A 22,794-nucleotide genomic window follows, 5' to 3' on the forward strand; every position below is an offset into this window, starting at 1 on the left:
AGATTTGGCGTGCCCGCAATACATCGTGTCCGCCGGATGCCGATCGTCGTGGCCGGCCGGGTTCAGCCGTCTTGCTGATCCGGTTCGTTTCCGACCTGGTCACCGAGCACCGCCGCCAGCTGGAAACGGTTGGCGACGCCGAGGCGCGGATAGATCCGGTAGAGGTACGTGCCGACCGTGCGGTGGGAGATGAACATGCGCTGGCCGATCTCCCGGTTGCTGAGGCCGCGCGCGGCCAGCACCGCGATCTGCATCTCGCGCGGCGACAGCGAGTCGGCCGGATTCCGGAGCCGGTCGGCCTTGGTCTCGCCGGTCGCCCGAAGCTGGCTGCCGGCGACCTCCGCCCAGTAGCGGGCGCCGAGCCGGTCGAAGCCGTCGCGGGCCTGGCGCAACGGCTCGCGGGCATCGACGTACCGGCGCTGCCTGCGCAGCCAGCGGCCGTGATGCAGCTGCAACCGGGCATGCGACAACGGCCAGCCGGGGGGCAGCGCGGCCAGCGCGGCGACGTACCGCTCCTCCGCCTCGGCGTCGGGCGCGAGCACCGCGCCGGTGTAGGCGAGCGCGTTGATCATCATTTCCGACGGCAGGCGGGTCGCCAGCTCCGGCAGGTCGACGAGCACCTTGCGGGCTTCGTCCTCGGCGCCCGCCGCGACCGCGGCATCGGCCAGGTCGGGGGCGACGGTCCACTGCATGAGGGAGTGGTGGTGCGGGTCGGCGGGGTCGAAGATCCGGGCGAGCAGCCGGAACGCCTCCTCGGGCCGGCCGTCGATCAACGCCAGCAGGCCGTCGGTCTGCTGCGCGATCACCGTGGCGAACCGCATGCCGGGCAGCACTGTGCTGGCGCGCAGCTCCTCGTTCATGCCGGCCGCGATGCCGGCCTCCCCGCGCAGCGCCGCGACCAGCGCGGCGGTGGCCCGGCCGCCCAGGTACGCGAACGGCTGCGCCGTCTCCCTGGCCAGCACGCACGCCTCTTCGCTCTCCACCCTGGCCCGCTCCAGCTCGCCGAGCCAGACCCGTGGCCACGCGGCGGCCAGGGCCCGGGTGAGCAGCCCCAGCCGGCCCTGGCGACGCCAGATCTGCGCCGCCTGGCCCGAAAACACCGAACAGCGGGTGAAGTCGCCGAGAGCCCGCGCGGTGCTGCCGAGAAAGTACAGGCTCCACCCGTCCGTCGACTCGGCCGCGGCGCCGTCGAGCCGGGCTAGCACGTCGGCGCCCCACCGGAACGGCTCGGCGTGCGCCCGCACCGCCAGCGTCTCGGCGGCGTCCGGGTCGGGATCCCACCGATCGAGCTCGGCCGTCGTGGCCGCGCGCGCGGACGTCTCTCCGTCCTGGAAGAAGCAACGGACCGCCGCCCGCCACAGCAGGATCCCCCCGACCTTCGGCGCGCCGCCGGCGTACGCCTCGGCAGCGGCCCCGACCAGATCGTGGACCCGCTGGTTGCGATCCTGCGGCTCGAAGAACCCGACCAGTTCGTCGGCGTTCATCAGGCGGCCGCGTTCCACCGGGCCGAGCATGCCGACGTCGACGCTCGCCAGCAGGGCACGGGCCGGGTCGGGGTCGCTCAGCTCGGTGGCCAGCTCCGCCGCTCGGATCAGCATGCCGGTACGCCGCCGTGGATCGTGGACCAGCCGGGCCGCCTGCCGCAGCGCCGGCAGAGCCCCGGTCACGTTGCCGTGCGCCTGCGCTGCCTCCGCGAAATGTTCCAGCCGGGTGGCCAGTTCCTCGTCGGGGCCGAGCGTGGCCGCGGCCTCATGGGCCAGTTTGCGGTCGGGGCCGCTCAGTGCCGAGGCGAGGGCGCCGTGGACCGCCAGCCGGTCGGCGATCGGCGCCCGGGTGTAGATGGCCGAGCGCATGAGGGGGTGCCCGAAGCGGGGGACGCCCTCGGTGAGGGACACCAGCCCCGCGTCGGTCGCCTCCTGCAGCGCCGCCACCGTGGGCGCCGCGCCGGTCAGGCCGCCGGCCACGTCCAGCAGGAGTTGCAGCGGCGCGTCCGGCTCGGCTGCCAGCGCGAGCAGGAACATCCGGCACACCGGCGTCACCGCGCCGGTCCGCGCGGCGAACGCCGCCTCCAGCCGCTGGGTCAGGGGCAACTCGTTGGGCTGCGCCGGCAAGGCCTTCACCGCCTTGGGCAACTCGACGAGGGCGAGCGGATTGCCCGCGGCGCGATCCAGGATCAGCGTGCGTACGTGCGGACTCAGCCGTGGTGCGACGGTGTCGAGCAATGCCTGGGCGGACGGTTCGCTCAGCGGGCCCAGGGTCAGCTGGGGATGGATCTCGACGGGCGGAGCCCCGCCTGGGCTGGTCCGGGCCGCGAGCAACACCAGGATCGGCTGGTCGCCGACCCGTCGCGCCACGAAGGCCAGCACCTCTCTGCTGGGCAGATCCATCCACTGCAGGTCGTCGGCCACCACCAGCAGCGGCCTTCGATCGGCGGCGTCGGCGAGCAGTTCGAGGATCGCGAGGGCCACCTGGTAGGTGCCCGGCGCGTCCTGCTCGCCGCTGAACGCGGCCCGCACCGCCTCGCGATGGGTGTCGGCCAGGTCGTCGAGCTCTCCCCGCAGCGGCTGGACGAACTGGTGCAGGGCGGCGAACGGAAACCACAACTCGGTCTCCACCCCCACGGCCGACAAGACGGTGAAACCTCGGTTCCGTGCCTCGTCCTGGGCGGCGTGGACCAACGCCGACTTGCCGACACCGGCGGCGCCGTGGACCAGCAGCGTCCCGCCACGTCCGGCTCCGGTGGCCTCCAGCAATTGGCGGATCGTGCCCTGCTCGGGCTCCCTGCCGATGAGCTCCACGGTGGGGGGCTTTGTCACAAATGTCATTGTGCCAGCTCAAGCCGGGCGCCCAGGAGGCACTCACCGCCGGCTGTGGCGGTCGCCCCGTCCTGATGTTTCCCTACCGTCAGTGTGCCGGTGGGGTGGTGTCCGAAAGCCGGCCGGCCCGATCGCCGGATCGGCCCGTTCGGCGTTCCCAGGCCAGGGCCACGGCCACACCGACGGCGTAGGCGACCAGGTCCCAGGGGTCGGGGAACGCGCCGACCAGGACACCGCCGACGCCCGGCGGGGTCGTACCGACCAGCTGGTAGATCTCGACGGCGGCGGCGATCGCGGCCGTGGTCAGGGCGCGGCGTGCGGCGGTGGTGCGCCACAACAGGCCCAAGAGCGCGTAGACCAGCATGGTGGCGCTGACGTCGCTCACGTATCCGCGGATGAACGGTTGCCCCGGACCCCGGTAGAAGAGGACGAACGCGCCGATGACCAGGGCGAAACCACCCAGAAGGAGCATGGCGCGGCGCATGAGGCTGACGTCTTCTCCGTGTCTCGGCCCTCAGGACGAACCTGATCATAGAGCTCGTCGCTTCATGACCGCACGCTGATCGCGTTCCGGCCGAAGACGACGCCTTCCCGGGCGGGGCGGAGCGGTTGCCAGGCGCGGCCACTCGCCGCCGGACCGTTGGTGCCCTTCCTGGCCGATCGTGGTGTCCAGGCCGTCCGGCAGCGACGACCCGCTCGGCCGCGCTCACCGGCCGAGGGAGGGTGTGATCGACCGCGGCGGGCCGGTGGCCGACGGTTCCGATGCCCGGGGAGGGCGAGCGGACTCGTCGTCAGGTGAAAGGCCCGTCACGGTCTCTGCTTCGGGGTCAGGGAAAGCCGGGTCCGGTCCCCGAGCCAGGCCGCTTCGAGGATGGCGGTCAGGCTGGCGGTGTCGGTCGGGCCCGGATGGTTCTGGATCAAGCGGGTGACGCCACCGGCCATTTCCGCGAAGCGGGGGAGGTCGGCGCGTGCCACGCCGATGTCCGCCAAGGTAGGAGGGATGCCGATGTCGGCGAGGAGCCCGTCGAGCCAGGTGAGGAACGTGTCCGCGGCCTCGGCATCCGAGGCGCCGCTCACGTCGAGCCCGCACACCCGGGCGAGGATGGCCAGCCGGTCGCCGATGGCGTCCCTGGCCGCGTCCAGCGCGTAGGGCAGCAGCAGCCCGACGCCCAGGCCGTGCGGTGTGTGGGTGGCCGCGCCGATGGGGTACTGGAGCGCGTGCGGAGCCGCGTTGCCCGCGTGGGAGAACGCGAGCCCGGCCAGCATGGCCCCGTAGGACATGTCCGCGCGCGCGTGCTTGTCGCCGCCGTCCCTGACGACATGGGGCAGGCTGCGGGCGATCCGCTCCGCGGCCAGGAGCGCGTAGTGGTCGGTGACCGGGTTGCGGCCGAGGAAGACCTGCTCCACCGGGTCACGCGGCCCGTGGGCCCGGGGTCGCGCGGTGTAGCTCTCCACCGCGTGGCAGAACGCGTCGATGCCGGAGTGGGCGGTGACGGTCGCCGGGCAGGTGTAGGTGAGCTCGGGGTCGACGATGGCGAAGTCGGGCACGATGTGGACGCTGGAGACGCCCACCTTCAGCTCCCGGTCCGGGTCGGTCAGCACCGAGACGGGCGTGAGCTCGGAGCCGGTGCCCGATGTCGTCGGGACCGCGACGAGAGGCGTCGTCGGCCCCGGCACCTTCGACTCCCCGTAGAAGTCGCGCGGCGTCCCGCCGTGGCACCGGATGACGCCGACGATCTTGGCGAGGTCGATCACCGTGCCGCCCCCGACGGCGAGGATGACGTCGGCGTCCACCTCCGCGGCGGCCGAGACGGCCAGGGCGACATCGGTGAGCGGCACGTCCGGAGTCGCGTCGGCGAACACGCCGACGACCTCGACCTTCTCCCGCACGGCGGCCACGATCCCGGCCACGCCCGGCTGCCCCAGCAGGACCCGGTCGGTCACGATGAGGGCTCGCGAGCCGCACTCGGCCACCACTCGCGGGATGTTCTGCGCGACCCCTTCGCCCACGATCAGCTGGCGTGGTCCGCGGACGGTCTCAAGCATGTCAGTGCCTCTCTGGAACGTCGGCGGTGATGTGCCGATCCCCGGCGGGCGCCCGGAGCAGCGGGCCGGTCACGGGAGGTCGATCGCCGCGTAGGTGACGTCGAGATACTCGAGGATGCCCTCGTGCGACCCCTCCTTGCCGATCCCGGACTGCTTCACCCCGCCGAACGGAGCCGACGGGTCCGAGATCAGGCCGCGGTTGATGCCGAGCATCCCCGTCTCCAGCCGCTCGGCGAACCGGAGCGCCCGCTGGAGGTCACGGGTGAAGACGTATCCGGCCAGGCCGTGCTCGGTGTCGTTGGCCTTCGCGATCACCTCGTCGTCGGAGGTGAACGAGATGATCGGGGCCACCGGGCCGAAGATCTCCGCTCCCAGCATCCGGGCGTCGTCGGGCACGTCGGCGAGGACCGTGGGCGGGTAGAAGTGGCCCGGCCCGTCCGGGCGCCGGCCGCCCACCAGGACTCGGGCTCCGCGATCGACCGCGTCGGCGACGAGCTCGTCGATCTTGGTGACCGCGGCCTCGTCGATCAGCGGCCCGACGTCCACGCCGTCGTCCAGGCCATGGCCCACCGAGAGCGCGCCCATCCGCTTGGCGAAGCGTGCCGTGAACTCCTCGCGCACCGGCTCCTCGACGTAGATCCGGTTGGCCGCGATGCAGGACTCACCGAGGTTGCGCATCTTGGCCACCATGGCACCGTCGAGCGCGACGTCCAGGTCCGCGTCGGCACACACGATCAAGGCCGCGTTGCCGCCCAGTTCCATGGAAGTGCGCAGCACGTTGTCCGCCGCCTGCCGGAGCAGCACGCGCCCGACCTCGGTCGATCCGGTGAACGACAGCTTGCGGGTCCGGCGGTCGGCCAGCAGCGCCGAGACCACCTCGCCGGCCCGCGTGGTCGTCACGACGTTGACGACGCCCGGGGGAACGCCGGCCTCCTCCATGATGCGGGCCAGGAACAGCATGGTGAGGGGCGTCTGGGCCGCCGGCTTGGTGATCGTCGTGCAGCCCGCCGCCAGCGCGGGAGCGAGCTTGCGGGCGCCCATGGCCAGCGGGAAGTTCCATGGCGTCACGAAGACGCACGGTCCGACCGGCCTCGGCACGGTGAGGATGCGGTATCCACCGTTGGGAGCGGTGTTGTAGCGCCCCTCGACGCGCACCGCCTCCTCGGCGAACCAGCGGAAGAACTCGGCACCGTAGGCCACCTCTCCGCGGGCCTCCGCGAGCGGCTTGCCCATCTCGAGCGTTATCAGCCGGGCGACCTCCTCGGCTCGCTCGGTCAGTGCCCGGTACGTCGCGGTCAGCGACTCCGACCGTTTTCGCGGTGGCGTCGCCGCCCACTCCGCCATGGCCTGGCTCGCCGCGTCCAGGGCGGCGAGCCCGTCGACGGCGTCGGCGTCCGCCACCTCGGCGATGGTCTTGCCGGTGGCCGGGTCCTTGACGGTGAAGGTGGCTCCGCCTGCGGCGTCACGCCAGGCGTCGCCGATCCGGAGCCGCCGGTGCTCGGGGGCCAGGACGTTCATCGGGTCACTCATTGCGTCGCCTCCTGCGATGTTCTCGGTGATGTCCGGCGTGACCTCGGCGACTGACCTCGCCGCCCTGCGCGATCACCTCCCGGCCTCGGACAGCGCCAGCCCGGTGTCCGCGTCGAACAGGTGCGCACGGTCCAGGTCGACCGTGACGAGCAGCCGCTCGCCCGGCGTGCCGGTGACGGTGGTCCGTGCCTTGACCTTGAGGATCTCCGTCCCCACCCGGACGTCGACCACCGTCCGGTCACCGAGCGGCTCAAGGCCGTAGAGCTCACCCGGCAACGACGCGTCCCCGCGCCGCTCGACGGACAGGTCCTCCGCGCGCAGGCCCAGCAGCAGCGGGCGGCCGTCCTCAGCCGTGGTCCAGCGGGGCCGCGGCAGCGTCCAGCCGTCCGCCCCGACCAGACGATCTCCCTCGGCGTGGCAGGCGAGCAGGCTGATCGGCGGGCTCCCGACGAATCCCGCGACCCACTGGTTGGCCGGACGCTCGTACACCTCGGCCGGCGTGCCGACCTGTTGCACCTTTCCCTCCTTGAGCACCGCGACCTGGTCGGCCATGGACAGGGCCTCGACCTGGTCGTTGGTCACGTAGATGAAGGTCGCTCCGAGGCTGCGGTGGATGCGGGTGAGCTCGGTGCGCATCTCGACGCGGAGCTTGAGGTCGAGGTTCGTCAGCGGCTCGTCCATGAGGAACGCGCGCGGGTGACGGACCAGCGCCCGGGCCAGGGCGACCCGCTGCATCTCGCCGCCCGACAACTGCGCGGGACGACGCTGCAGCAGACGTTCGATGTGCAGCAGGCTCGACATCCGCTCGACGGCGGCGGCGATCTCGCTCGGGGAACAGCGGCGTGCCCGCAGCGGCGAGGCGATGTTCTCGTACGCCGTGTGCCGCGGGTAGAGGGCGTAGTTCTGGAAGACCATGGCCAGGTCGCGTGCGGCGGGGCTGTCACCGGTCGCGTCCCTCCCGTCCAGGTGCACCGACCCGGCGTCAAGCTTCTCGAGGCCGGCGATCGCTCGCAGGGTCGTCGTCTTGCCCGCCCCGGAGGGTCCGAGCACGACGAAGAACGAGCCGTCCGGTATGTCCAGCGTCACCCCGTCCAGGGCCTGGACTTTGCCGAAGGACTTGCACAGCCCGCGCACTGCCACGGTTCCCATCAGGCCACCAGCTCTTCCGTGCTCACGTCGTAGACCGGCGGGGGCCCGCCGGTGTGCCGCAGCCCGACCGGCGCGTCAGTGCCGAAGCGGACGGTCGGTGGCATCCGAACCCGTACGTCGCGGTGCCCGTCGTGGTCGACCACGTAGATGATCTCGTCGCCCAGCCACTCCGCCGAGACCACGCGGGCCGGGACCGAACCTTCCGCCCCTGGCTCCGTGACCTCCAGCGCCTCCGGCCGGACGCCCGCGACCAGGCGGCGGTCGCGCGGCAGGCCCGGCGGTGGCGTGAGGGCCAGCCCGCCCTGGCTGCACAGCATCCCGTCGGCCACCTCCACCTCGATCAGGTTCATCGGCGGGGAGCCGATGAACGCGGCGCAGAAAAGGCTCGCCGGACGGTCGTAGACTTCCAGCGGCGTGCCGATCTGCTCGACGCGGCCCTTGTTGAGGATGGCGATCCTGTGACCGAGCGACATCGCCTCGACCTGGTCGTGGGTGACGTAGACCATCGTCGTCCCCAGCTCCCCTTGCAGGTGCTTGATCTCCGTGCGCATGTCCGCCCGCAGCTCCGCGTCCAGATTGGTGAGGGGTTCGTCCATGAGGAACGCGCGCGGCCGGCGTACCAGGGCGCGGGCGAGCGCGACGCGCTGCTGCTCCCCGCCGGACAGCCGGTGCGGTCGCCGGTCCAGGAGCGGGCCGAGCCGCATCAGCCGGGCGGCCTCGTCGACCCGCTCGCGCACCTCCGCCTTGGGCAGTCCCTCGGCCCGCAGCGGGAACGCCAGGTTGTCGCGGGTTCTCAGGTGCGGGTAGAGGGCGTAGAACTGGAACACCATGGCGATGTCGCGGTCGGCCGGCGGCAGGTCGTTGACCAGCGTGTCGCCGATGCGGATGTCGCCCGTCGTCTGCCTCTCCAGGCCGGCTACGGCCCGCAGTGTGGTCGTCTTGCCGCAACCCGAAGGGCCGAGCATCACGAACAGCTCGCCGTCGCGGATCGACAGGTCCACGTGATCGACCGCGACCGTCCCGTCCGGGTAGCGCTTGTGCAGGGCGCTCACCTCGATGCCCGCCATCAGCGTCGCACCGCACCGAGCGTCACACCGGCGACGAGGTGCTTGCGCACCAGGTAGGCGAAGACGAGCACCGGCAGGGCGAACACCACGGAGGCGGCGGCCACGAGGCCCCAGTCCACGGTGGTTCCGCCGATGAGGCCGGCGATGGCGGGCGGGGCCGTCCGCACGTCGTCGCTGGAGGTGAGGAAGATGGCGAACACGAACTCGTTCCACGAGAAGATGAGGGCGAAGACCGCCGTCGCGGCGATGCCGGGCAGGAGCAGGGGAAGGGTGAACCGCCAGAACGCCTGCAAGCGGGTGTAGCCGTCGAGCATGGCGGCGTCCTCGTACTCGGCGGGCACCTCGTCGACGAACCCCTTCATCATCCAGATCGTGAACGGGACGTTGAAAGCGGTGTAGATGAGGATCAGGCCGAGCTTGGTGTCGATGAGCCCGACCTGGCGGTACATGAGGAAGATCGGGATCACGACCACCACGGGCGGCATGAAACGGGTGGACAGGATGAAGAACAGCTGGTCCTTCTTGGCCTTCACGGCGAAGCGCGAGTAGGCCCAGGCCGCCGGGACCCCCAGCACGGTGGCCAGCGCCGTGGAGACCCCGGCGACCAGGACGGAGTTGAGGAACGAGGCGGACAAGGTCGAACGACCGCCGCCGGAGGCGACGAACACGTCCTTGAAATGCTCCATGGTGACCTTGAAGTCGAAGAACTTGGCCGGGATGGCGTAGACGTCCCGGTTCTCCTTGATGGACGTCTCGATCATCCACAGCACCGGGAAGAGCATCACGACGGCCAGCACGGTCAGCAGCGCGACCTCCAGCAGGGCCCGGCCCCGGCCGCCGAAGCGGCGCGAGGGGGGCGTGTGATCCCGGGCAGGGCCTGTGGACACGGCCTCGTCGACGGACAGGGCCATCAGTCCTCCTTGAGCTTGTTCAGGTAGCGCAGGTAGAGCTGGGTGAGGACGATGACGACGAGGACCATGAGGATCCCGTACGCTGAGGCGGTCCCGGTGTTGAAGCCCAGGAACGCGACCTTGTAGACGTGGAACGACAACGTCTCGGTGGAGACCCCCGGGCCTCCGCTGGTGAGGATGTAGACGAGGTCGAACAGCCGGAAGGCCTCGATGGCCCGGAACAACACGGCGATGAGGAGCAGCGGCCACACCAGCGGAAGGGTGATGGTGCGGAACTGGAACCACTGGGACGCCCGGTCGATCGCGGCGGCCTCGTACAGGTACTTGGGAACCGCGGTGAGGCCCGCGAGCGCGATGAGCATGATGAACGGCGTCCATTGCCAGGTGTCGACCAGGATCAGGGAGATCAGTGCCGTTCGCTGCCGGGTGAGCCACTCCACCTGCCCCAGTCCGAGCGAGCCGAGCATGCTGTTGATCACGCCGAACTGCGCGTCGAGCATGAAGCGCCAGAACAGCCCGACCACGACCGGCGACAGCATCATCGGAACCAGGAACAGGGTGGTCAGCGCTCCTCGCCCGTGCGCGCGCCGTGAGATCAGGTAGGCGATGGTGAAACCGAGCACGGTCTGCAGGGTGACCGCGCCGGCCACGTAGATCAACGTCGTCAGGGCCCGCTGGTGGACCTGCGGCGACGTCAGGATGGCGGTGTAGTTCTCGAACCAGAGGAACTGGGCGGGCCCCCCGCGGGTGGCCGAGTAGTCGGTGAAGGACAGGTACAACGCCCACAGCAACGGGAACACCGACATGGCGAGCAACAGCAGCAGCGCGGGAGAGGTGAAGGCCACGGCGAGCCCGCGGTCGCTCAGGCGGCTGGACCGGCCCGGTGCGGGCGGCGTCGCGGACGCCACCTGCCCGGGGTGGTCGGTCGTCAGAGGGGCGGAGTCACTCACAGGCCGCCGCCGCCCTTGCCACTACTGGCGTTGAGCACGCCCTGCTGCTGCTTGGCGATGTCGTCGAGCGCGGCCTTCGGCGCCTTCGCGCCGTTGAGAGCCGCGTTGACGTTGGTGTTCTCGATGTCGACGAGGCGCGCGTACTCGGGCACGTTCCACATGTCCCGCATCCGCGGCACGGAGTCGGTGTACACCTGGTTGAACGGCGCCGCGTTGAGGAACTCGGGCGACTCCAGGGCGTCCGTACGCGAGGGCACGCCACCGGCCGCGGCCCATTTCTTCTGGATGTCAGCCTGCTCGAACCACTTCATGAAGTTCAGGGCCTCCGCCTGGTTCGCCTCGGGCGAGTAGGCCGACACGTGCATCCCCATGCCGCCGAGAGGCACCAGGTTCGTCTTCTGGCTCGGCAGGGTGGCGAAGCCCAGCTTGTCGAGAATCTGCTCCCGCGTGGTGCCGAGCGTCGACTGCTTGGGGTCGAGCAGGCCGCCGCTCGCGGCGATCCAGTTGAACGCGATGCAGGCCTTGCCCTGGGCGACCGCCGCGTTCACCTCGTCGATGAACCAGTTCCCCGAGCCCTTGGCGGTCAGCGGCTTCATCTTGTTGACCAGGACGTCCATCGCCTCCTGGCCCGCGGCGTCGTTGAGGACGCCGTCGATCTTGCGCGTCTTGGGGTCCCAGAGGTTGCCGCCGTAGACGCCGTTGACCGTGTTGTAGGTGACGGCCGCGGCGTCGGAGCCGTTGGCCTGGTGGAAGGCCAGCCCGCTGACGCCGGGGTTGTCCGCCTGGCACTTCTCGGCGACGGAGATCATCTCGTCCCAGGTCTGCGGCGGCTTGTCGCCGATCAGGTCCTTGCGGTAGATCATCGTCCAGGTGTCGCCGAGCAGCGGCAGCCCGTACAGGCTGGCGTTCTCGTCGCGCTTCCCGGTCTCCGCCTGGGGGAACTGACCGTAGGCCGCCAGCAGGTACGGGTTGTAGGCCTTGACGTCGATGTTCTTCTTGACGAAGTCGGTGATGTCGAGGATGTTGCCGTTCGTCACGGCCTCGCCGATGTGCTGCGAGTCCAGGATCGGGATGTCGAAGTCGGTCTTGTGCGCGGCGAACTGGGTGAACATCGCGTCGTGCCAGTTCGCGTTCGGCACGGTCTTGACCTTGATGGTCACGTTCGGCCGCCCCTTGGTGTACTCCGCGTTCGCGAAGGCTTCCAGCGCATGGGCGGGGGGCCAGTCGAACCAGATGAAGCTGAGGGTCAGCGGATCCTTGGTGAGCTCCGGGATGGTCGCCGGCGCCTTGGGGGCGCTGCCGTCCTGACCGCCGCAGGCCGCCACGGTCGTGGCCACCAACATGGCCGCCGTGGCCAGCCGCGCCTTCCGACCGGGAACCGACAATCGTCCTGTTCGCTTGGGATACCGCATCTTCTTGCCTGCTTTCTGGGGGGATTTGTGGAGCCTTGCCGCGTGCTTCGCCGAGCAGTTGCCGGGTGGGTCAGGCGTGTTGCCGGCTGTCGCAGGGGCTGATCAGCAGACCGGCGTCACGAGGACGCCGCGACTTCATGGGGCTTCAAGCAGTCGGGAAGTCCTTCGGTCCTGGTGCGGCCCGATGACGAACCGAAGAGGACGTCGAGCATGCTCATAAGAGCTCCAACTGGTCGAAGCGGAGCGATGGCGGGCGATTCCCCGATGGGTGAAGGATGGCTGGCGTCCGCCACCTTTCCTATACGATCCGGGTGGGAGCGTCAACATCTGCCATGCTGCGACCGATGCCGGCAGGTTCCCGAAGACGCAGGAAAGGACCTCACGTGACGATGGACGACGAAGCGACGATCGCGCGGCGCCGTGGGGCCATGACGGGCGGGATCCCGCGGGGAAGATCTCGCGGCCGGCTCGCCGACGAGGTGTACGACACGCTGCTCGGACAGATGATGTCGCTGCGGATCGAGCCGGGCTCCCGCGTCACGATCGACGCCCTGGCGCGAGAGCTGGGGGTCTCGCAGACGCCGATCCGGGACGCCCTGAACCGCATGGAGGCCGAGGGCCTGGTCGTGCGCGTGCCCCACGCCGGCTATCGCATTCCCCCCCAGATCACCCGCCACCGATTCGAGGACATGCTCGAGATCCGCCTGCTCCTCGAGCCGGCGGCGGCGCGCAGATCCGCGGAACGCGCATCGTTGCAGCAGGTGGCCGACCTGCGGCGGCTGCTGGAGGAGATGGCTGAGCTGGAGGGGGGCGACGGGCTCATGGCCTACGGCGCCTTCGGGCTGCGCGACGCCGCCTTCCACGATCTCGTCGCCCAGAGCGCGGAGAACCAGGTCATCCGCGAAGCGCTCGCCCGCCTGCACACGCACGTGCACCTGTTCCGGCTGCTCCACGACACCCAGGTCACCCACCTGGCCATGGCCGAGCACGAAGAGGTCGTGACCGCGATCGCCGCGCGTGACCCCGACGCCGCCGCCTACGCCATGCGCCGGCACATCCTGCGGTCCGGCGAGCGGTTCCGGCGGTTGTTCGACGAGGCCGAGGGCGCGGACGGAATGGTGGTGGAGGCTTGACGGGCGGGCCGGGCCGGGGAATGCTAAGGCAACCCGATCGGATCGGATTGGATCCACCTCACCCGCCCCAGATGCGAGGAGAAGCAGGTGCCCAGAGCGCTGCTCCTGACCGGCGACGCCGCCGAGGAGCTCGACACCATGTATCCCTACTATCGCGTGCAGGAGGGCGGCTGGGACGTCGACGTCTCGTCACGGACGATGCGTGACGTTCAGCTGGTCATCCACGAGTTCGACCCCAACTCCGACGCCTACGTGGAGAAGAACGGCCGGAAGCTGCCGGTCGACGTGCCCTGGGCCGAGGTCGACGTCGAACGCTATGACGCCCTCATCATCCCCGGGGGACGTGCCCCCGAGTGGATCCGGGTCGACGCCGACGTCAGGCGCATCACCGAGCACTTCTTCGCGCGCAACCTCCCGATCGCGCTGATCTGCCACGGCGCGCAGGTGCCGGCCGTGTACGGGCTGCTGAAGGGCCGGAAGACGGCGTGCTTCCCGCCCATCACCGGTGACATGGAGAACGCGGGCGCGACGGTCATCGACGCTCCCGACGTCGTGGACGGCAACCTCGTCTCGTGCAGGGGGTGGCCGGACATGCCGCAGTTCGGCAGGGCGATGATGGAGGTCTTCTCGAAGTCCGTCAACTCCGCATCGGCATGAGCGCACCTGGCCCGTCCCGGTGACGGCATCCCGGACCGTCACCGTCGGCGGCTCCCCCGTCCACGTCATGGAGAGCGGCACCGGGCCCGCGGTGCTGATGCTGCACGGCTCGGGGCCCGGTACGACCGGATCCGGCGCCTGGGCGGCGACGGCACAGGCGCTCGGCACGTCCTGGCACCTGGTGGCTCCTGACCAGGCGGGGTTCGGCCGCACACCGCTCCCGGCCGGCTCCAGGGGCGGGCTCCGGCTGTGGACGGAGCAGGCCGCAGGCCTGATGGATGCTCTCGGTGCCGAGCGGTACGCCGTGGTGGGCCACTCCATGGGCGGCGCCGTGGCGCTGGCGTTGGCGGCCGCGCGTCCCCGGCAGGTCACCCACGTCGTGGCGGTCTCGACGATGGGCGCCCCCGGGGCGCCGCTGTCCGCCGACCTCGACGCGATCTGGGCCGCCCCAGCCGACCCGGCCGGGGCACGGGACATGTTGAGCCGCCTCGTCCTCGACCAGGCGCTCGTGACCGAGTCGGCCGTCGCCGCCCGCGCGGCCGCGATGCGAGCGGGGGCGGCCGCATACGCGTCGTTGTTCCCTCCGCCCAGGGCACGCTGGGCCGACGACCTCACCCTCCCGGCGCGAACTCTGGCAGAGGTGCGCGCGCCCGTGCTGCTCATCCACGGCGCCGAGGACCGGGTCACCCCGCTCCGGACGGCGGCCCTGCCCCTGCTCGAGCACCTGGCCGACGTCCGTCTGCACGTGCTCGGCCGGTGCGGGCACGTGCCGGCGCTCGAACACCCGCACGACTTCAGGCGGCTCCTGTCGTGCTTCCTGGAACGAGGTCCCTGACTCATATCCGTGGGCCACGGGCCCGCCCTGCCATTCAGCATCTCCCGGACGGCGAGCTTCGCAGGCGTCCCCCGCGTGGAAGTTTCACTAACACCGCCGCGCGGACGACTGTGATGACGCGGGCACGACCGCCGCATCGCACGGCGTCACATGCCCTGCGATCAGCCTGTTGATCCGCGGGGCGAGATCGCCGCCTTTTTACGGGCCGTACGGAAACCGCGATTCACCGCTTGTTTCGGAGAGCGGTCCTTCATATGGGGCTGTCCAGCTCGCGGCCATTGTGTGATCCTCCCCTCGAGAAGGCATATCCAGCGGCGTCTCGGGCGCGCGGCCCGCACGCTCAGGATTGCGACCCGCGGCAGGGAGAGATGGGAAATCTTTTCTCAGAACAATGTGGCTTACGCCGATAAAAGCACCATGGTGTCGTACGTGCCCGCCTCACCCCGATCAAGGCGGACGGCGAGGCCGGCAACTCTGGCGAGACCTCCACAGTCAACGGCGCGAAGAAAGGGAACCCCATGATCGCTGGCAACCTGATCCGCCGGGCACTGGCGGCCGGCGTGATGCTGGCCACCACCGCCGCGATGGTCGTGACCGCGCAGCAGCCCGCCGCCGCCTCAACCCTGACGCTCAACGCCACGGTGGACTGCCTCAACGTCAACTACTCCGGCGACACCCGCGACTGGTACGCCTCGTACGTGGCGGTCGGCTCCGCGCCTCCTTCGTACGGCGTGACGATGCCCTACAGCTCGATGGTCGCGAACCCGGCGAACCACTCGTGGTCGTTCACGATCAGCCTGCCCGGCGGCAGCACCTCGGTGAGCGTGTCGGCCATCTGCAGCGGCGGTCACCAGTACGACCAGGTCGGCTGGACCAACGGACCGGCGATCAGCATTCCCTCCTCGGCCACGACCCTGACCGCCACCTGGGGCTGCTCCACCCAGCAGGTCTACCCCGGGCCCTACATCACCGGCTGCAGCGCGCAGTCCTACTCCTACAGCTGAGGCTCCCGCCTCCCGGAAGGCCGTCCGCTTTCACCGCGGGTGGCCTTCTCCCATGCGGGCACGGGTACCGTGCCCATCACCAGCGCTGTCAGCGGCGGTGCGGAAGAACGGGTGCGGCCCAGCCCCCGCCGACATGTTCACCGGGGGCTGGGCCGCTGTCCGGTCGCGTGGTCACGCGCTGGTGCAGGTGTATCCGGTCGGCAGGGCCGTGTTGCCGTTGGGGCGGCTGGCCTGGAAGCCGAAGCTGGTGGTGCCGGCTCCGGGGGCCAACGTGCCGTTGTGGCTGACGCTCTTGGCCGTGACGGTCTGCCCGCTGGTGGTGACGGTGGCGTTCCACGAGCCGGTCAGTGTGTGCCCGGCCGGCAGCGTGAACGTGACCGTCCAGTTGGTGATCGTCGAGGTGCTGGTATTGGTGATGGTCAGCGGCTGGATCACGTAGCCGGTGCCCCACTGGCTCTGCACGGTCGGCGTCGCCGAGCAGGCTCCGGTGCTGGTGCCGCTGGTGGTGACCTGGACGGTGTTGGACACCGGCGAGAGGTTGCCGGCGGCGTCACGCGCGCGGACCTGGTAACGGTAGGTGGTGCTCGCGGTCAGGCCCGTGTCGCTGTACGAGGTCGTGGCCGAGGTGCCGACCTGGGCGAAGGTGCCGCCGGTGGCCCCGGGTGCGCGCAGGATGTCATAGCCGGCGACCCCGACGTCGTCCGTGGAAGCGGCCCAGGACAGATCGGTGCCGGTAGCGGTGGTGCCGGAGGCCGCCAGCCCGCTCGGGGCGGTGGGCGGCGTGGTGTCGCCACCGGTGGAGGTCGTGGCGAACGTGACGAACGCGGAGTTGGCCGACAGGTTGCCCGCGCCGTCGCGTGCTCGTACGTAGACCTGGTATTCGGTGTCGGCGGTCAGCCCGGTCAGGGTGATCGAGTTGGTGGTGGACTGGCCGAGCAGCGGGTCCGTGGTGCCCGTTACCCGGTAGACGTTGTAACCCGCCAGGCCGGAGCCGCCCTGGTCGGTGGATGCCGTCCAGGTCAGGGTGGCGCTGGTGGCGGTCACGTTGGAGGCGGCGGGGGTGCCCGGAGTCGTCGGCGGGGTGGTGTCGTTCGTGCTCTGGAACTGGTTGAAGAAGTTCCACACCACTGCCTTGGTCCAGGTCCGTGCGCCGTCGTCGGCGGTGGACCCGTCCACTGGACCAGGGGTGTGCCCCCCGTCGAACGCCGCCCACGCGACCGGGTACCCGGATCGGCATCCCGAGTAGGTGGTGACGACGTGCGTCAGGCTGCCCTGTGCTGGCTCGGGCGGATTCTGGGCCGTGCACCCGTTGTTCCTGACGAACGTGTCGCGCAGCGATCGGCCCTGAGAGATGTTGAGCACGTTGTCCCTGAGGCCGTGCAGCCCGATGTAGGCGATGGGCTGGGTGCCGCCGCTGCATCCGCTGAGCTGCGCGCCGGAGTAGACCGCGACCGCGCGGAAGACCGTCGCCCGGGCGCAGGCCAGGGCGTAACTCATGCCGCCGCCGTAGCTGAAGCCTCCGGCGAACAGCTGCGTGGTGTCGACGCACAGGTCCGCTTCGATCAGCCTGACCAGGTCGTCGACGAAGGTCAGGTCCTGCCCGCCGGAATTCGCCCAGCCGTTGTTCAGCCCCTGGGGGGCGACGAAGATCGCAGTGTTGTTCGCCAGTTGCCTGAGCCCGTAGTAGGACCAGGTGAATCCGCTGCTCCCGCCGGTGTCGACGTCGTTGGCGGTGCCGTTGAGCCAGTGGAACCCGAAGATCAACCGGTAGGGGTGGGTGTTGTTGTAGTTGTCGGGAATTCTCAGGATGAAGGAGCGAGTCTGGCCGCCGCTCTGGATCGACTGCGCGCCACTTCTGAGCGTTGGAGTCTTGCCGCATCCTGCCGTCGCGGCGGCGGCGCTCGCCACGCGTGACGTGGTTTCGCTGCTGCCCAGCGCCGTACCGCCGGTGGCCACCGCGAGAAGCACCGCCGCGATGACAGCGGCGAGGACGGATTTACGCCGCATCATCACTCACCTGCCTGTGGCACCGCCGGGAAAGACGGCGCCAGGGCTTTGGTAGCGTTAACATGAGCCGGATCAGTCCTCTCATCCGTGCGGAACTGGCGTGATCGGAGGGCATGACGGAAAAACCGTGTCGTCGTTCACATCGCTTTAGCGCGCCCGTTCCTGCCGATGGGTGGTGGTGCGACGGAGCAAATACGAGGCATGCGGATCCGTCAAGGCGCGACTCGCTCCACTGACGTTACGGGCGGCGCTTCCATGCCGTTCACTGGCACGTATCGCGTCGTTCGACCTGGAAACATATTGAAAGTTTCACGGCAAGGCTCCCAGAAAGCCATGAGGCCGCATTCAACCCTTTCTACGACGCGCGGCTTTGCCCGGTAGTAAGCCGGGAACATGTCGACGCGCGTAGTGATGAAGTGTGCGGCGCGGGCGCCGCAGCCGCGGCAGGCATAGGCGAGTCAGTCAGGCAGCAACTCGCTGAGCAGTTTCTCCACTCGGGAGCGGATGTCGTCACGGATGAGGCGGACGGTGTCGATGCCCTGGCCTGCCGGGTCGTCGAGCTTCCAGTCCTCATACCGTTTGCCGGGGAAGATCGGGCAGGCGTCGCCGCAGCCCATCGTGATGACCACGTCGGAGGCCTCAACCGCGTCGACGGTGAGAACCTTGGGCCGGGCGGCGGTGATGTCGATGCCGGCCTCGGCCATGGCCTCGACCGCGGCCCGGTTGACCTCCCCGGCCGGGGCGGAGCCGGCCGAGCGGACCTCGATCCGGTCGCCGGCCAGGTGGGCGAGCCAGCCGGCGGCCATCTGGGAGCGCCCGGCGTTGTGAACGCAGACGAACAGGACGGACGGCTTGCCGGTGAGGGTCTCGGGGGCGTTCTCAGGCATGGGCGGGCTCCTTGGCGCTGAACAGGCGGCGGGCGGCGAGGCTGACGTAGACCAGGGCGACCAGGACGGGAACCTCGATGAGCGGGCCGACCACGCCGGCCAGGGCCTGGCCTGAGGTGACGCCGAAGACGCCGACCGCCACGGCGATGGCCAGCTCGAAGTTGTTGCCGGCGGCGGTGAAGGCGAGCGTGGCCGTCTTGTCGTACGGCAGGCCGATCGCCTTGCCGGCCGCGAAGCCGCCGCCCCACATGAGGGCGAAGTAGGCGAGCAGCGGCAGCGCGATGCGGGCCACGTCCGCCGGCTGGGCGGTGATCGTGCCGCCTTGCAGGGCGAACAGGATGACGATGGTGAACAGCAGCCCGTACAGGGCGATCGGGCCGACGCGCGGCAGGAAGCGCTGCTCGTACCAGATTCTGCCCTTGGCTCGCTCGCCGAGCTTGCGTGAGGTGTAACCCGCGAGCAGCGGGATGCCGAGGAAGACCAGCACGTAGAAGGCGATGTCCCAGGCGGAGACGGCGAGCGTGGACTGGGACAGGCCGAGCCAGCCGGGCAGCACCCGCAGGTAGAACCAGCCCAGCGCGCCGAAGGCGACCACCTGGAAGAGGGAGTTGAGCGCGACCAGGACGGCGGCGGCCTCGCGGTGGCCGCGGGCCAGGTCGTTCCAGATGAGCACCATGGCGATGCACCGGGCCAGCCCGACGATGATCAGGCCGGTGCGGTACTCGGGCAGGTCCGGCAGGAAGATCCACGCCAGGGCGAACATCAGGGCCGGGCCGAGGACCCAGTTGAGCAGCAGCGAGGAGATCAGCAGGCGGCGGTCGCCGGTCACGGTGCCGAGGCGGTCGTAGCGGACCTTGGCCAGCACCGGGTACATCATCAGCAGCAGGCCGAGCGCGATCGGCAGCGAGATTTCGCCGATCTTGACGGCGTCCAGGACGGTGTTCAGGCCCGGCATCAGGCGGCCCAGGAGCAGCCCTGTGGCCATGGCGGCGATGATCCACACGGGCAGGAACCGGTCCAGCCCCGACAGGGCGCCGATCACGCCGGCGGGCGGCGCGGCGGCCGGTGCCGGCCGGGTGGCCGTCACAGCGCGGCCGCCGGCGCGATGGTGGGGGGCGGGGTGGCGGGCAGGGTGGCGGGCAGGGTGAGCAGGGCCGACAGCTCGCCGAGGGTTTCGGGCACCAGCCGGTAGTACACCCAGGAGGCGCGCCGCTCGGAGGTCAGCAGCCCGACCTCCTTGAGCACCTTCAGGTGGTGGCTGATGGTCGGCTGGGACAGCTCGAACGCGGCGGTGATGTCGCACACGCACACCTCGCCGCCGGCGCGGCTGGCCACGATCGACAGGATGCGCAGCCGCACCGGGTCGCCCAATGCCTTGAACACCCGCGCCACCCCGGCCGCCTGCTCGACGCCGAGCGGCTCGCGGGTCAGCGGCGGGCTGCACTCCAGGATCTCCAGCGGTTCCACGGCTCTCCCTAGGGGCGCTCATCGAAATCGACTGCCATCTATATTGACACATGTCGAAGTCGCGAAGCGCGGGAGAAGACGCCCCGCCGGGCAACGGGGCCTGCTGGCGTGGGGCGTTGCGGCGGGCCAGTGCCGGCATGGCCTGGTCGGCGTCCAGCCCGTACATCGTTCTGGACGGGCTGGCGCGGCGAGCCATCGCCGTGGACGCGGGGTCGCCGCCGCGCCACCGGGACGGGCAGGAGGTCAGGGCACCTTCCGGAGAGTGCAGGCGAAGCACTTGTACGCCTGCTGCCCCGAAAGGTTGCCATAGAGCTGGTCGTCCACCAGCGTGTCGGCCGCCTCGTAGCGGGGATCGCCGAAGATGTCGCCCACTTTCTGGGCGGGTCCGAACGTGTTGGGCAGGAATATGGTGTCGGTCCGGATGCCGGGCTCGATGAGGGCGGTGCCGGTCACCGCGCCGCGGGGGCTCTCGACCAGCACCGGGTCGCCGTCGGCGATGCCGTACCGGGCGGCGGTGTCGGGATGGATCTGGACCAGGCGGATCCCGTTGAGCTGCTCGCCGGTGTACGTCCAGTGCGTCACCCCGGCGAAGTGCACGACGCTGGGGCGGCCGGTCATGCCCATCAGCGGATATCGCCGGTGCACTCGCCCGTCCCCGGGGGGTGCCGAGCCGGACGGGCCGGGTCAGCGCATGAGGATTGACGGGGTTGGTGATGAACGCGTCGCCGTAGGTGAGTGTCGGGTGCGCGCCGGTCACCTCCGGGTGGGTGAAGAACACGGGAAGCGCGCCGTGCCCGCTGGGTGCGAGCCGGCTCTCCAAGGAGTTGGTGAAGATCTCCACCTTGCCGCTGGGGGTGAGGAACCGATTGCCGGAGCCGGGCGAGCGAGCGGCCTGGTACCAGGAGGGATGATCGAGGTAGAGGGTGCTCACGCCTGGATGCCCGGTGGCGGGGCAGGGCCGGCGCAGCGGCTCGGTGCGGGCGCGCAGGCGGTCGCGGGTCACGCCGGCGGCGCTGGGCGTGTTGGCGACGAAGGCGGCCCACAGCTTCTTGTCGTCGGTCCATTCGAGAGGGAGGGCGTCCGTCCAGTACGCCGGCGGGTGCCGGCGGTCGTTTCGCGCGAGCGCGTGTGCCAGCCCGATGAAGATCTCGTTGTCGGAGCGTGATTCGCCGGCTCTGGGCACGGCGGCGTCCTGCCAGCGGATGGCGCGGTCGTCGCGCCGCATGTAGACGCCCTCGAACTCCATGCCGCTGCACACGGGCAGGATGACGTCAGCGTAGTGGGCGGCCTCCCCCATGAACAGCCCTGTGTAGACGTAGAACTCGTTCGTCCGTTCGTCTCGCGCTTGCCGGGAACGGGATCGTCGCCGCGGAGCATCCGCCGCCGTACATCGTGAGCCGGCGCCAGGGACACGCCCGACGCCTCCGCGACCCTGCGCAGCGGCTTCGTCGGCTCGGCCGCGAGAATCTCCGCGGGCGATGGCACGATCCGACCAGTGCGGATGAGACTTGATGATGCGGTCCGCAGCCGCCCGGCGATCGGCATGCGTCAGCGGCATGCCATGAGTGACGTTGCGTTCGACGGAGACGACGAACGCGTCCTCCTCGGGGCCATCGTAGAAGTACGCGGTGATGCTGCCCTTGCCGTTCAACTGCGCGGCGCGAACACGATGGGCGCCGTCGATCACGCGCATCGTGCCGCGTTGCACGAGGATGGGCGGCAGCGACAGGTCGACCTCCGCCAGCCGCTGCACATGCTCGCGATCCTGGCCGTTCAACCGCGGTCATGTCGCTCGAGAAATCCGTCGCCGTCGGTGTCGAGCTGGACGAAGCGGCGAGTGAGCTTGTCGCGCCGGAAGTCGGTGAGCTGCGGCGGGATCTCGAAGCCGGGGCGGCCGAACGCGGTCCCCAGCCCCCGCAGGATGATCCCGTCGGTGCGCGGCCCGGAGTCGATGAGCGACACCAGCACCGCGTTCGCCGGCAGCCCGGCGACGACGAGGAGCAGGGCCGACGCGGTCACCAGAACCTTCCTGCCACGTTTCGGACGCCCGCCGTCGAGGGGTCGCGGGGCGACAGTCATGGGCGCAGTGTGGCCACCCGCGCGTGCCGGGGTCTTGAACGAATGTTCCCGGCGGCACGCGATCTCGCGCGGTGTCAGACCTGGCCGATGCCGCCGTCGACGGGAAGGTCGATTCCGCTGACGAAGCTCGAGTCCGCGGAGGCGAGGAACAGGGCCGCCGAGGCGATCTCGTCCTCCGTGCCGAGGCGCCCGGCGGGCACCCGCGCGGCGATCCGCTCCTTGAAGCCCGGCGGCAGGTCCGCGAAGGCGGGGGTGTCGATCGCGGCGGGGCTGAGGACGTTGACCCGGATCCCGCGCTCCTTCAGGTCGGTGGTCCAGGTCCGGGCGAACGAGCGCAGCGCCGCCTTGCTCGCCGCGTAGACCGTTGTGCCGGGGTCGCCCTTGTCCGCGGCACCCGAACCGACGAGCACGATCGAGGCGCCGTCGGACAACAGCGGCAGCAGTTTCTGCACGGTGAAGAACGTCCCGCGCACGTTCACCCCGAACACGGCGTCGAACGACTCCTCGGTCACGTCGCCGATGTGCTCGTTCCACGTCCAGACGCCGGCGCTGGCGACGAGAACGTCCACCCGGCCGAACGCGGAGGCCACGACGTCGGCCAGGCGGCGCACGTCCGCGATCTCGCCTACGTCGCCGGCGACACCGGTCACGTGGTGGCCGATGGCGGCCACCGCCGCGTCCAGGCGATCCTGGCGGCGGCCGGTGATGACCACGTGCGCACCCTCCGCGACGAACGTCTTCGCCGTCGCCAGTGCCAGCCCGGAGGTCGCGCCGGTGATCACCGCGACCTTTCCGTCGAGCTTCGCCATGCCACTCCCCTGTCCCGAAAATGAGGCTGCTCTCA

20 protein-coding genes and 1 pseudogene are annotated in these 22,794 nt (G+C 70.3%); 4 read left to right on the forward strand and 17 right to left on the reverse strand.

What is annotated here, in order from left to right; all coding sequences use genetic code 11:
- Nucleotides 1–62 precede the first annotated feature (62 nt).
- From HCN51_RS30860 to HCN51_RS30900, 9 genes are all read right to left on the reverse strand, one after another.
- Nucleotides 63–2,816, reverse strand: a complete 2,754-nt coding sequence (locus HCN51_RS30860; protein ID WP_206068095.1) for an AAA family ATPase — start codon at nt 2,814–2,816, stop codon at nt 63–65.
- A gap of 88 nt (nt 2,817–2,904) precedes the next feature.
- Nucleotides 2,905–3,288, reverse strand: a complete 384-nt coding sequence (locus HCN51_RS30865) for a DUF2809 domain-containing protein (protein ID WP_168014160.1) — start codon at nt 3,286–3,288, stop codon at nt 2,905–2,907.
- A 335-nt stretch (nt 3,289–3,623) separates the two neighbouring features.
- Nucleotides 3,624–4,862: an iron-containing alcohol dehydrogenase gene (locus HCN51_RS30870; protein WP_168014162.1), complete on the reverse strand. Its 1,239-nt coding sequence runs from the start codon at nt 4,860–4,862 to the stop codon at nt 3,624–3,626.
- Between the two features lie 69 nt (nt 4,863–4,931).
- Nucleotides 4,932–6,392, reverse strand: a complete 1,461-nt coding sequence (locus HCN51_RS30875; protein ID WP_168014164.1) for an NAD-dependent succinate-semialdehyde dehydrogenase — start codon at nt 6,390–6,392, stop codon at nt 4,932–4,934.
- A gap of 72 nt (nt 6,393–6,464) precedes the next feature.
- Nucleotides 6,465–7,541: an ABC transporter ATP-binding protein gene (locus tag HCN51_RS30880; protein WP_168014166.1), complete on the reverse strand. Its 1,077-nt coding sequence runs from the start codon at nt 7,539–7,541 to the stop codon at nt 6,465–6,467.
- Entirely contained in the window at nt 7,541–8,608 is a 1,068-nt protein-coding gene (locus HCN51_RS30885; protein ID WP_168014168.1) for an ABC transporter ATP-binding protein, read from the reverse strand. Before HCN51_RS30885 ends, HCN51_RS30880 begins: the two co-directional genes overlap by 1 nt.
- Nucleotides 8,608–9,519, reverse strand: a complete 912-nt coding sequence (locus HCN51_RS30890; RefSeq protein ID WP_168014170.1) for a carbohydrate ABC transporter permease — start codon at nt 9,517–9,519, stop codon at nt 8,608–8,610. Before HCN51_RS30890 ends, HCN51_RS30885 begins: the two co-directional genes overlap by 1 nt.
- On the reverse strand, nt 9,519–10,469 hold the full coding sequence (locus tag HCN51_RS30895) for an ABC transporter permease subunit (RefSeq protein WP_168014172.1): 951 nt from the start codon (nt 10,467–10,469) through the stop codon (nt 9,519–9,521). The genes HCN51_RS30890 and HCN51_RS30895 overlap by 1 nt, the downstream gene beginning before the upstream one ends.
- Nucleotides 10,466–11,854: an extracellular solute-binding protein gene (locus HCN51_RS30900; RefSeq protein ID WP_206068096.1), complete on the reverse strand. Its 1,389-nt coding sequence runs from the start codon at nt 11,852–11,854 to the stop codon at nt 10,466–10,468. The genes HCN51_RS30895 and HCN51_RS30900 overlap by 4 nt, the downstream gene beginning before the upstream one ends.
- A gap of 416 nt (nt 11,855–12,270) precedes the next feature.
- Here HCN51_RS30900 and HCN51_RS30905 point away from each other — a divergent pair, with 416 nt between their 5' ends.
- The 4 genes from HCN51_RS30905 to HCN51_RS30920 all read left to right on the forward strand — a co-directional run bounded on the left by HCN51_RS30905 (nt 12,271) and on the right by HCN51_RS30920 (nt 15,510).
- On the forward strand, nt 12,271–13,014 hold the full coding sequence (locus HCN51_RS30905; RefSeq protein ID WP_168014380.1) for a GntR family transcriptional regulator: 744 nt from the start codon (nt 12,271–12,273) through the stop codon (nt 13,012–13,014).
- 87 nt (nt 13,015–13,101) lie between these two features.
- Nucleotides 13,102–13,671, forward strand: a complete 570-nt coding sequence (locus HCN51_RS30910) for a DJ-1/PfpI family protein (RefSeq protein ID WP_168014176.1) — start codon at nt 13,102–13,104, stop codon at nt 13,669–13,671.
- A gap of 19 nt (nt 13,672–13,690) precedes the next feature.
- The gene (locus tag HCN51_RS30915; RefSeq protein WP_168014178.1) at nt 13,691–14,506 is read left to right on the forward strand and encodes an alpha/beta fold hydrolase; all 816 of its coding nucleotides are present in this window, start codon (nt 13,691–13,693) and stop codon (nt 14,504–14,506) included.
- Between the two features lie 518 nt (nt 14,507–15,024).
- Nucleotides 15,025–15,510, forward strand: coding sequence for a hypothetical protein (locus HCN51_RS30920; RefSeq protein ID WP_168014180.1), 486 nt, complete (start codon nt 15,025–15,027; stop codon nt 15,508–15,510).
- A gap of 171 nt (nt 15,511–15,681) precedes the next feature.
- Here the strand turns inward: HCN51_RS30920 and HCN51_RS59945 are convergent, their stop codons facing one another.
- From HCN51_RS59945 to HCN51_RS30960, 8 genes and pseudogenes are all read right to left on the reverse strand, one after another.
- Nucleotides 15,682–17,520, reverse strand: coding sequence for a cellulose binding domain-containing protein (locus HCN51_RS59945; protein ID WP_168014182.1), 1,839 nt, complete (start codon nt 17,518–17,520; stop codon nt 15,682–15,684).
- A gap of 455 nt (nt 17,521–17,975) precedes the next feature.
- A complete protein-coding gene (locus HCN51_RS30930) occupies nt 17,976–18,404 on the reverse strand; it encodes an arsenate reductase ArsC (protein ID WP_168014184.1) in 429 nt (142 codons plus the stop codon).
- Nucleotides 18,397–19,491 carry an ACR3 family arsenite efflux transporter gene (gene arsB, locus HCN51_RS30935; protein ID WP_346433855.1) on the reverse strand — a complete coding sequence of 365 codons (1,095 nt, stop codon included), beginning with the start codon at nt 19,489–19,491 and terminating at the stop codon, nt 18,397–18,399. The genes HCN51_RS30930 and arsB overlap by 8 nt, the downstream gene beginning before the upstream one ends.
- Nucleotides 19,488–19,871 (reverse strand): metalloregulator ArsR/SmtB family transcription factor, encoded by a 384-nt coding sequence (locus HCN51_RS30940; RefSeq protein WP_168014186.1) that lies wholly within the window; start codon nt 19,869–19,871, stop codon nt 19,488–19,490. Before HCN51_RS30940 ends, arsB begins: the two co-directional genes overlap by 4 nt.
- A 243-nt stretch (nt 19,872–20,114) precedes the next feature.
- Nucleotides 20,115–20,489, reverse strand: a complete 375-nt coding sequence (locus tag HCN51_RS58275) for a molybdopterin dinucleotide binding domain-containing protein (protein WP_206068098.1) — start codon at nt 20,487–20,489, stop codon at nt 20,115–20,117.
- Between the two features lie 523 nt (nt 20,490–21,012).
- Nucleotides 21,013–21,564, reverse strand: a pseudogene (locus tag HCN51_RS63075) (molybdopterin-dependent oxidoreductase); the annotation flags it as partial.
- Between the two features lie 80 nt (nt 21,565–21,644).
- A complete protein-coding gene (locus HCN51_RS30955; protein ID WP_168014188.1) occupies nt 21,645–21,950 on the reverse strand; it encodes a hypothetical protein in 306 nt (101 codons plus the stop codon).
- A gap of 74 nt (nt 21,951–22,024) precedes the next feature.
- Nucleotides 22,025–22,759 carry an SDR family oxidoreductase gene (locus tag HCN51_RS30960; protein ID WP_168014190.1) on the reverse strand — a complete coding sequence of 245 codons (735 nt, stop codon included), beginning with the start codon at nt 22,757–22,759 and terminating at the stop codon, nt 22,025–22,027.
- Between the last annotated feature and the right edge of the window lie 35 nt (nt 22,760–22,794).

Origin of the sequence: Nonomuraea composti, assembly GCF_012034275.1 — a bacterium.
GTDB lineage: Bacteria > Actinomycetota > Actinomycetes > Streptosporangiales > Streptosporangiaceae > Nonomuraea > Nonomuraea composti.

Bases quoted from the DNA above. Each gene is read 5' to 3' on its own strand.
- HCN51_RS59945 (WP_168014182.1), bottom strand. From the start codon at position 17,520: ATGATGCGGCGTAAATCCGTCCTCGCCGCTGTCATCGCGGCGGTGCTT.
- HCN51_RS30865 (WP_168014160.1), bottom strand. From the start codon at position 3,288: ATGCTCCTTCTGGGTGGTTTCGCCCTGGTCATCGGCGCGTTCGTCCTC.
- HCN51_RS30905 (WP_168014380.1), top strand. From the start codon at position 12,271: ATGGACGACGAAGCGACGATCGCGCGGCGCCGTGGGGCCATGACGGGC.
- HCN51_RS58275 (WP_206068098.1), bottom strand. From the start codon at position 20,489: ATGACCGGCCGCCCCAGCGTCGTGCACTTCGCCGGGGTGACGCACTGG.
- HCN51_RS30955 (WP_168014188.1), bottom strand. From the start codon at position 21,950: ATGACTGTCGCCCCGCGACCCCTCGACGGCGGGCGTCCGAAACGTGGC.
- HCN51_RS30885 (WP_168014168.1), bottom strand. From the start codon at position 8,608: ATGGCGGGCATCGAGGTGAGCGCCCTGCACAAGCGCTACCCGGACGGG.
- HCN51_RS30930 (WP_168014184.1), bottom strand. From the start codon at position 18,404: ATGCCTGAGAACGCCCCCGAGACCCTCACCGGCAAGCCGTCCGTCCTG.
- HCN51_RS30890 (WP_168014170.1), bottom strand. From the start codon at position 9,519: ATGGCCCTGTCCGTCGACGAGGCCGTGTCCACAGGCCCTGCCCGGGAT.
- HCN51_RS30960 (WP_168014190.1), bottom strand. From the start codon at position 22,759: ATGGCGAAGCTCGACGGAAAGGTCGCGGTGATCACCGGCGCGACCTCC.
- HCN51_RS30870 (WP_168014162.1), bottom strand. From the start codon at position 4,862: ATGCTTGAGACCGTCCGCGGACCACGCCAGCTGATCGTGGGCGAAGGG.
- HCN51_RS30880 (WP_168014166.1), bottom strand. From the start codon at position 7,541: ATGGGAACCGTGGCAGTGCGCGGGCTGTGCAAGTCCTTCGGCAAAGTC.
- HCN51_RS30875 (WP_168014164.1), bottom strand. From the start codon at position 6,392: ATGAGTGACCCGATGAACGTCCTGGCCCCCGAGCACCGGCGGCTCCGG.
- HCN51_RS30920 (WP_168014180.1), top strand. From the start codon at position 15,025: ATGATCGCTGGCAACCTGATCCGCCGGGCACTGGCGGCCGGCGTGATG.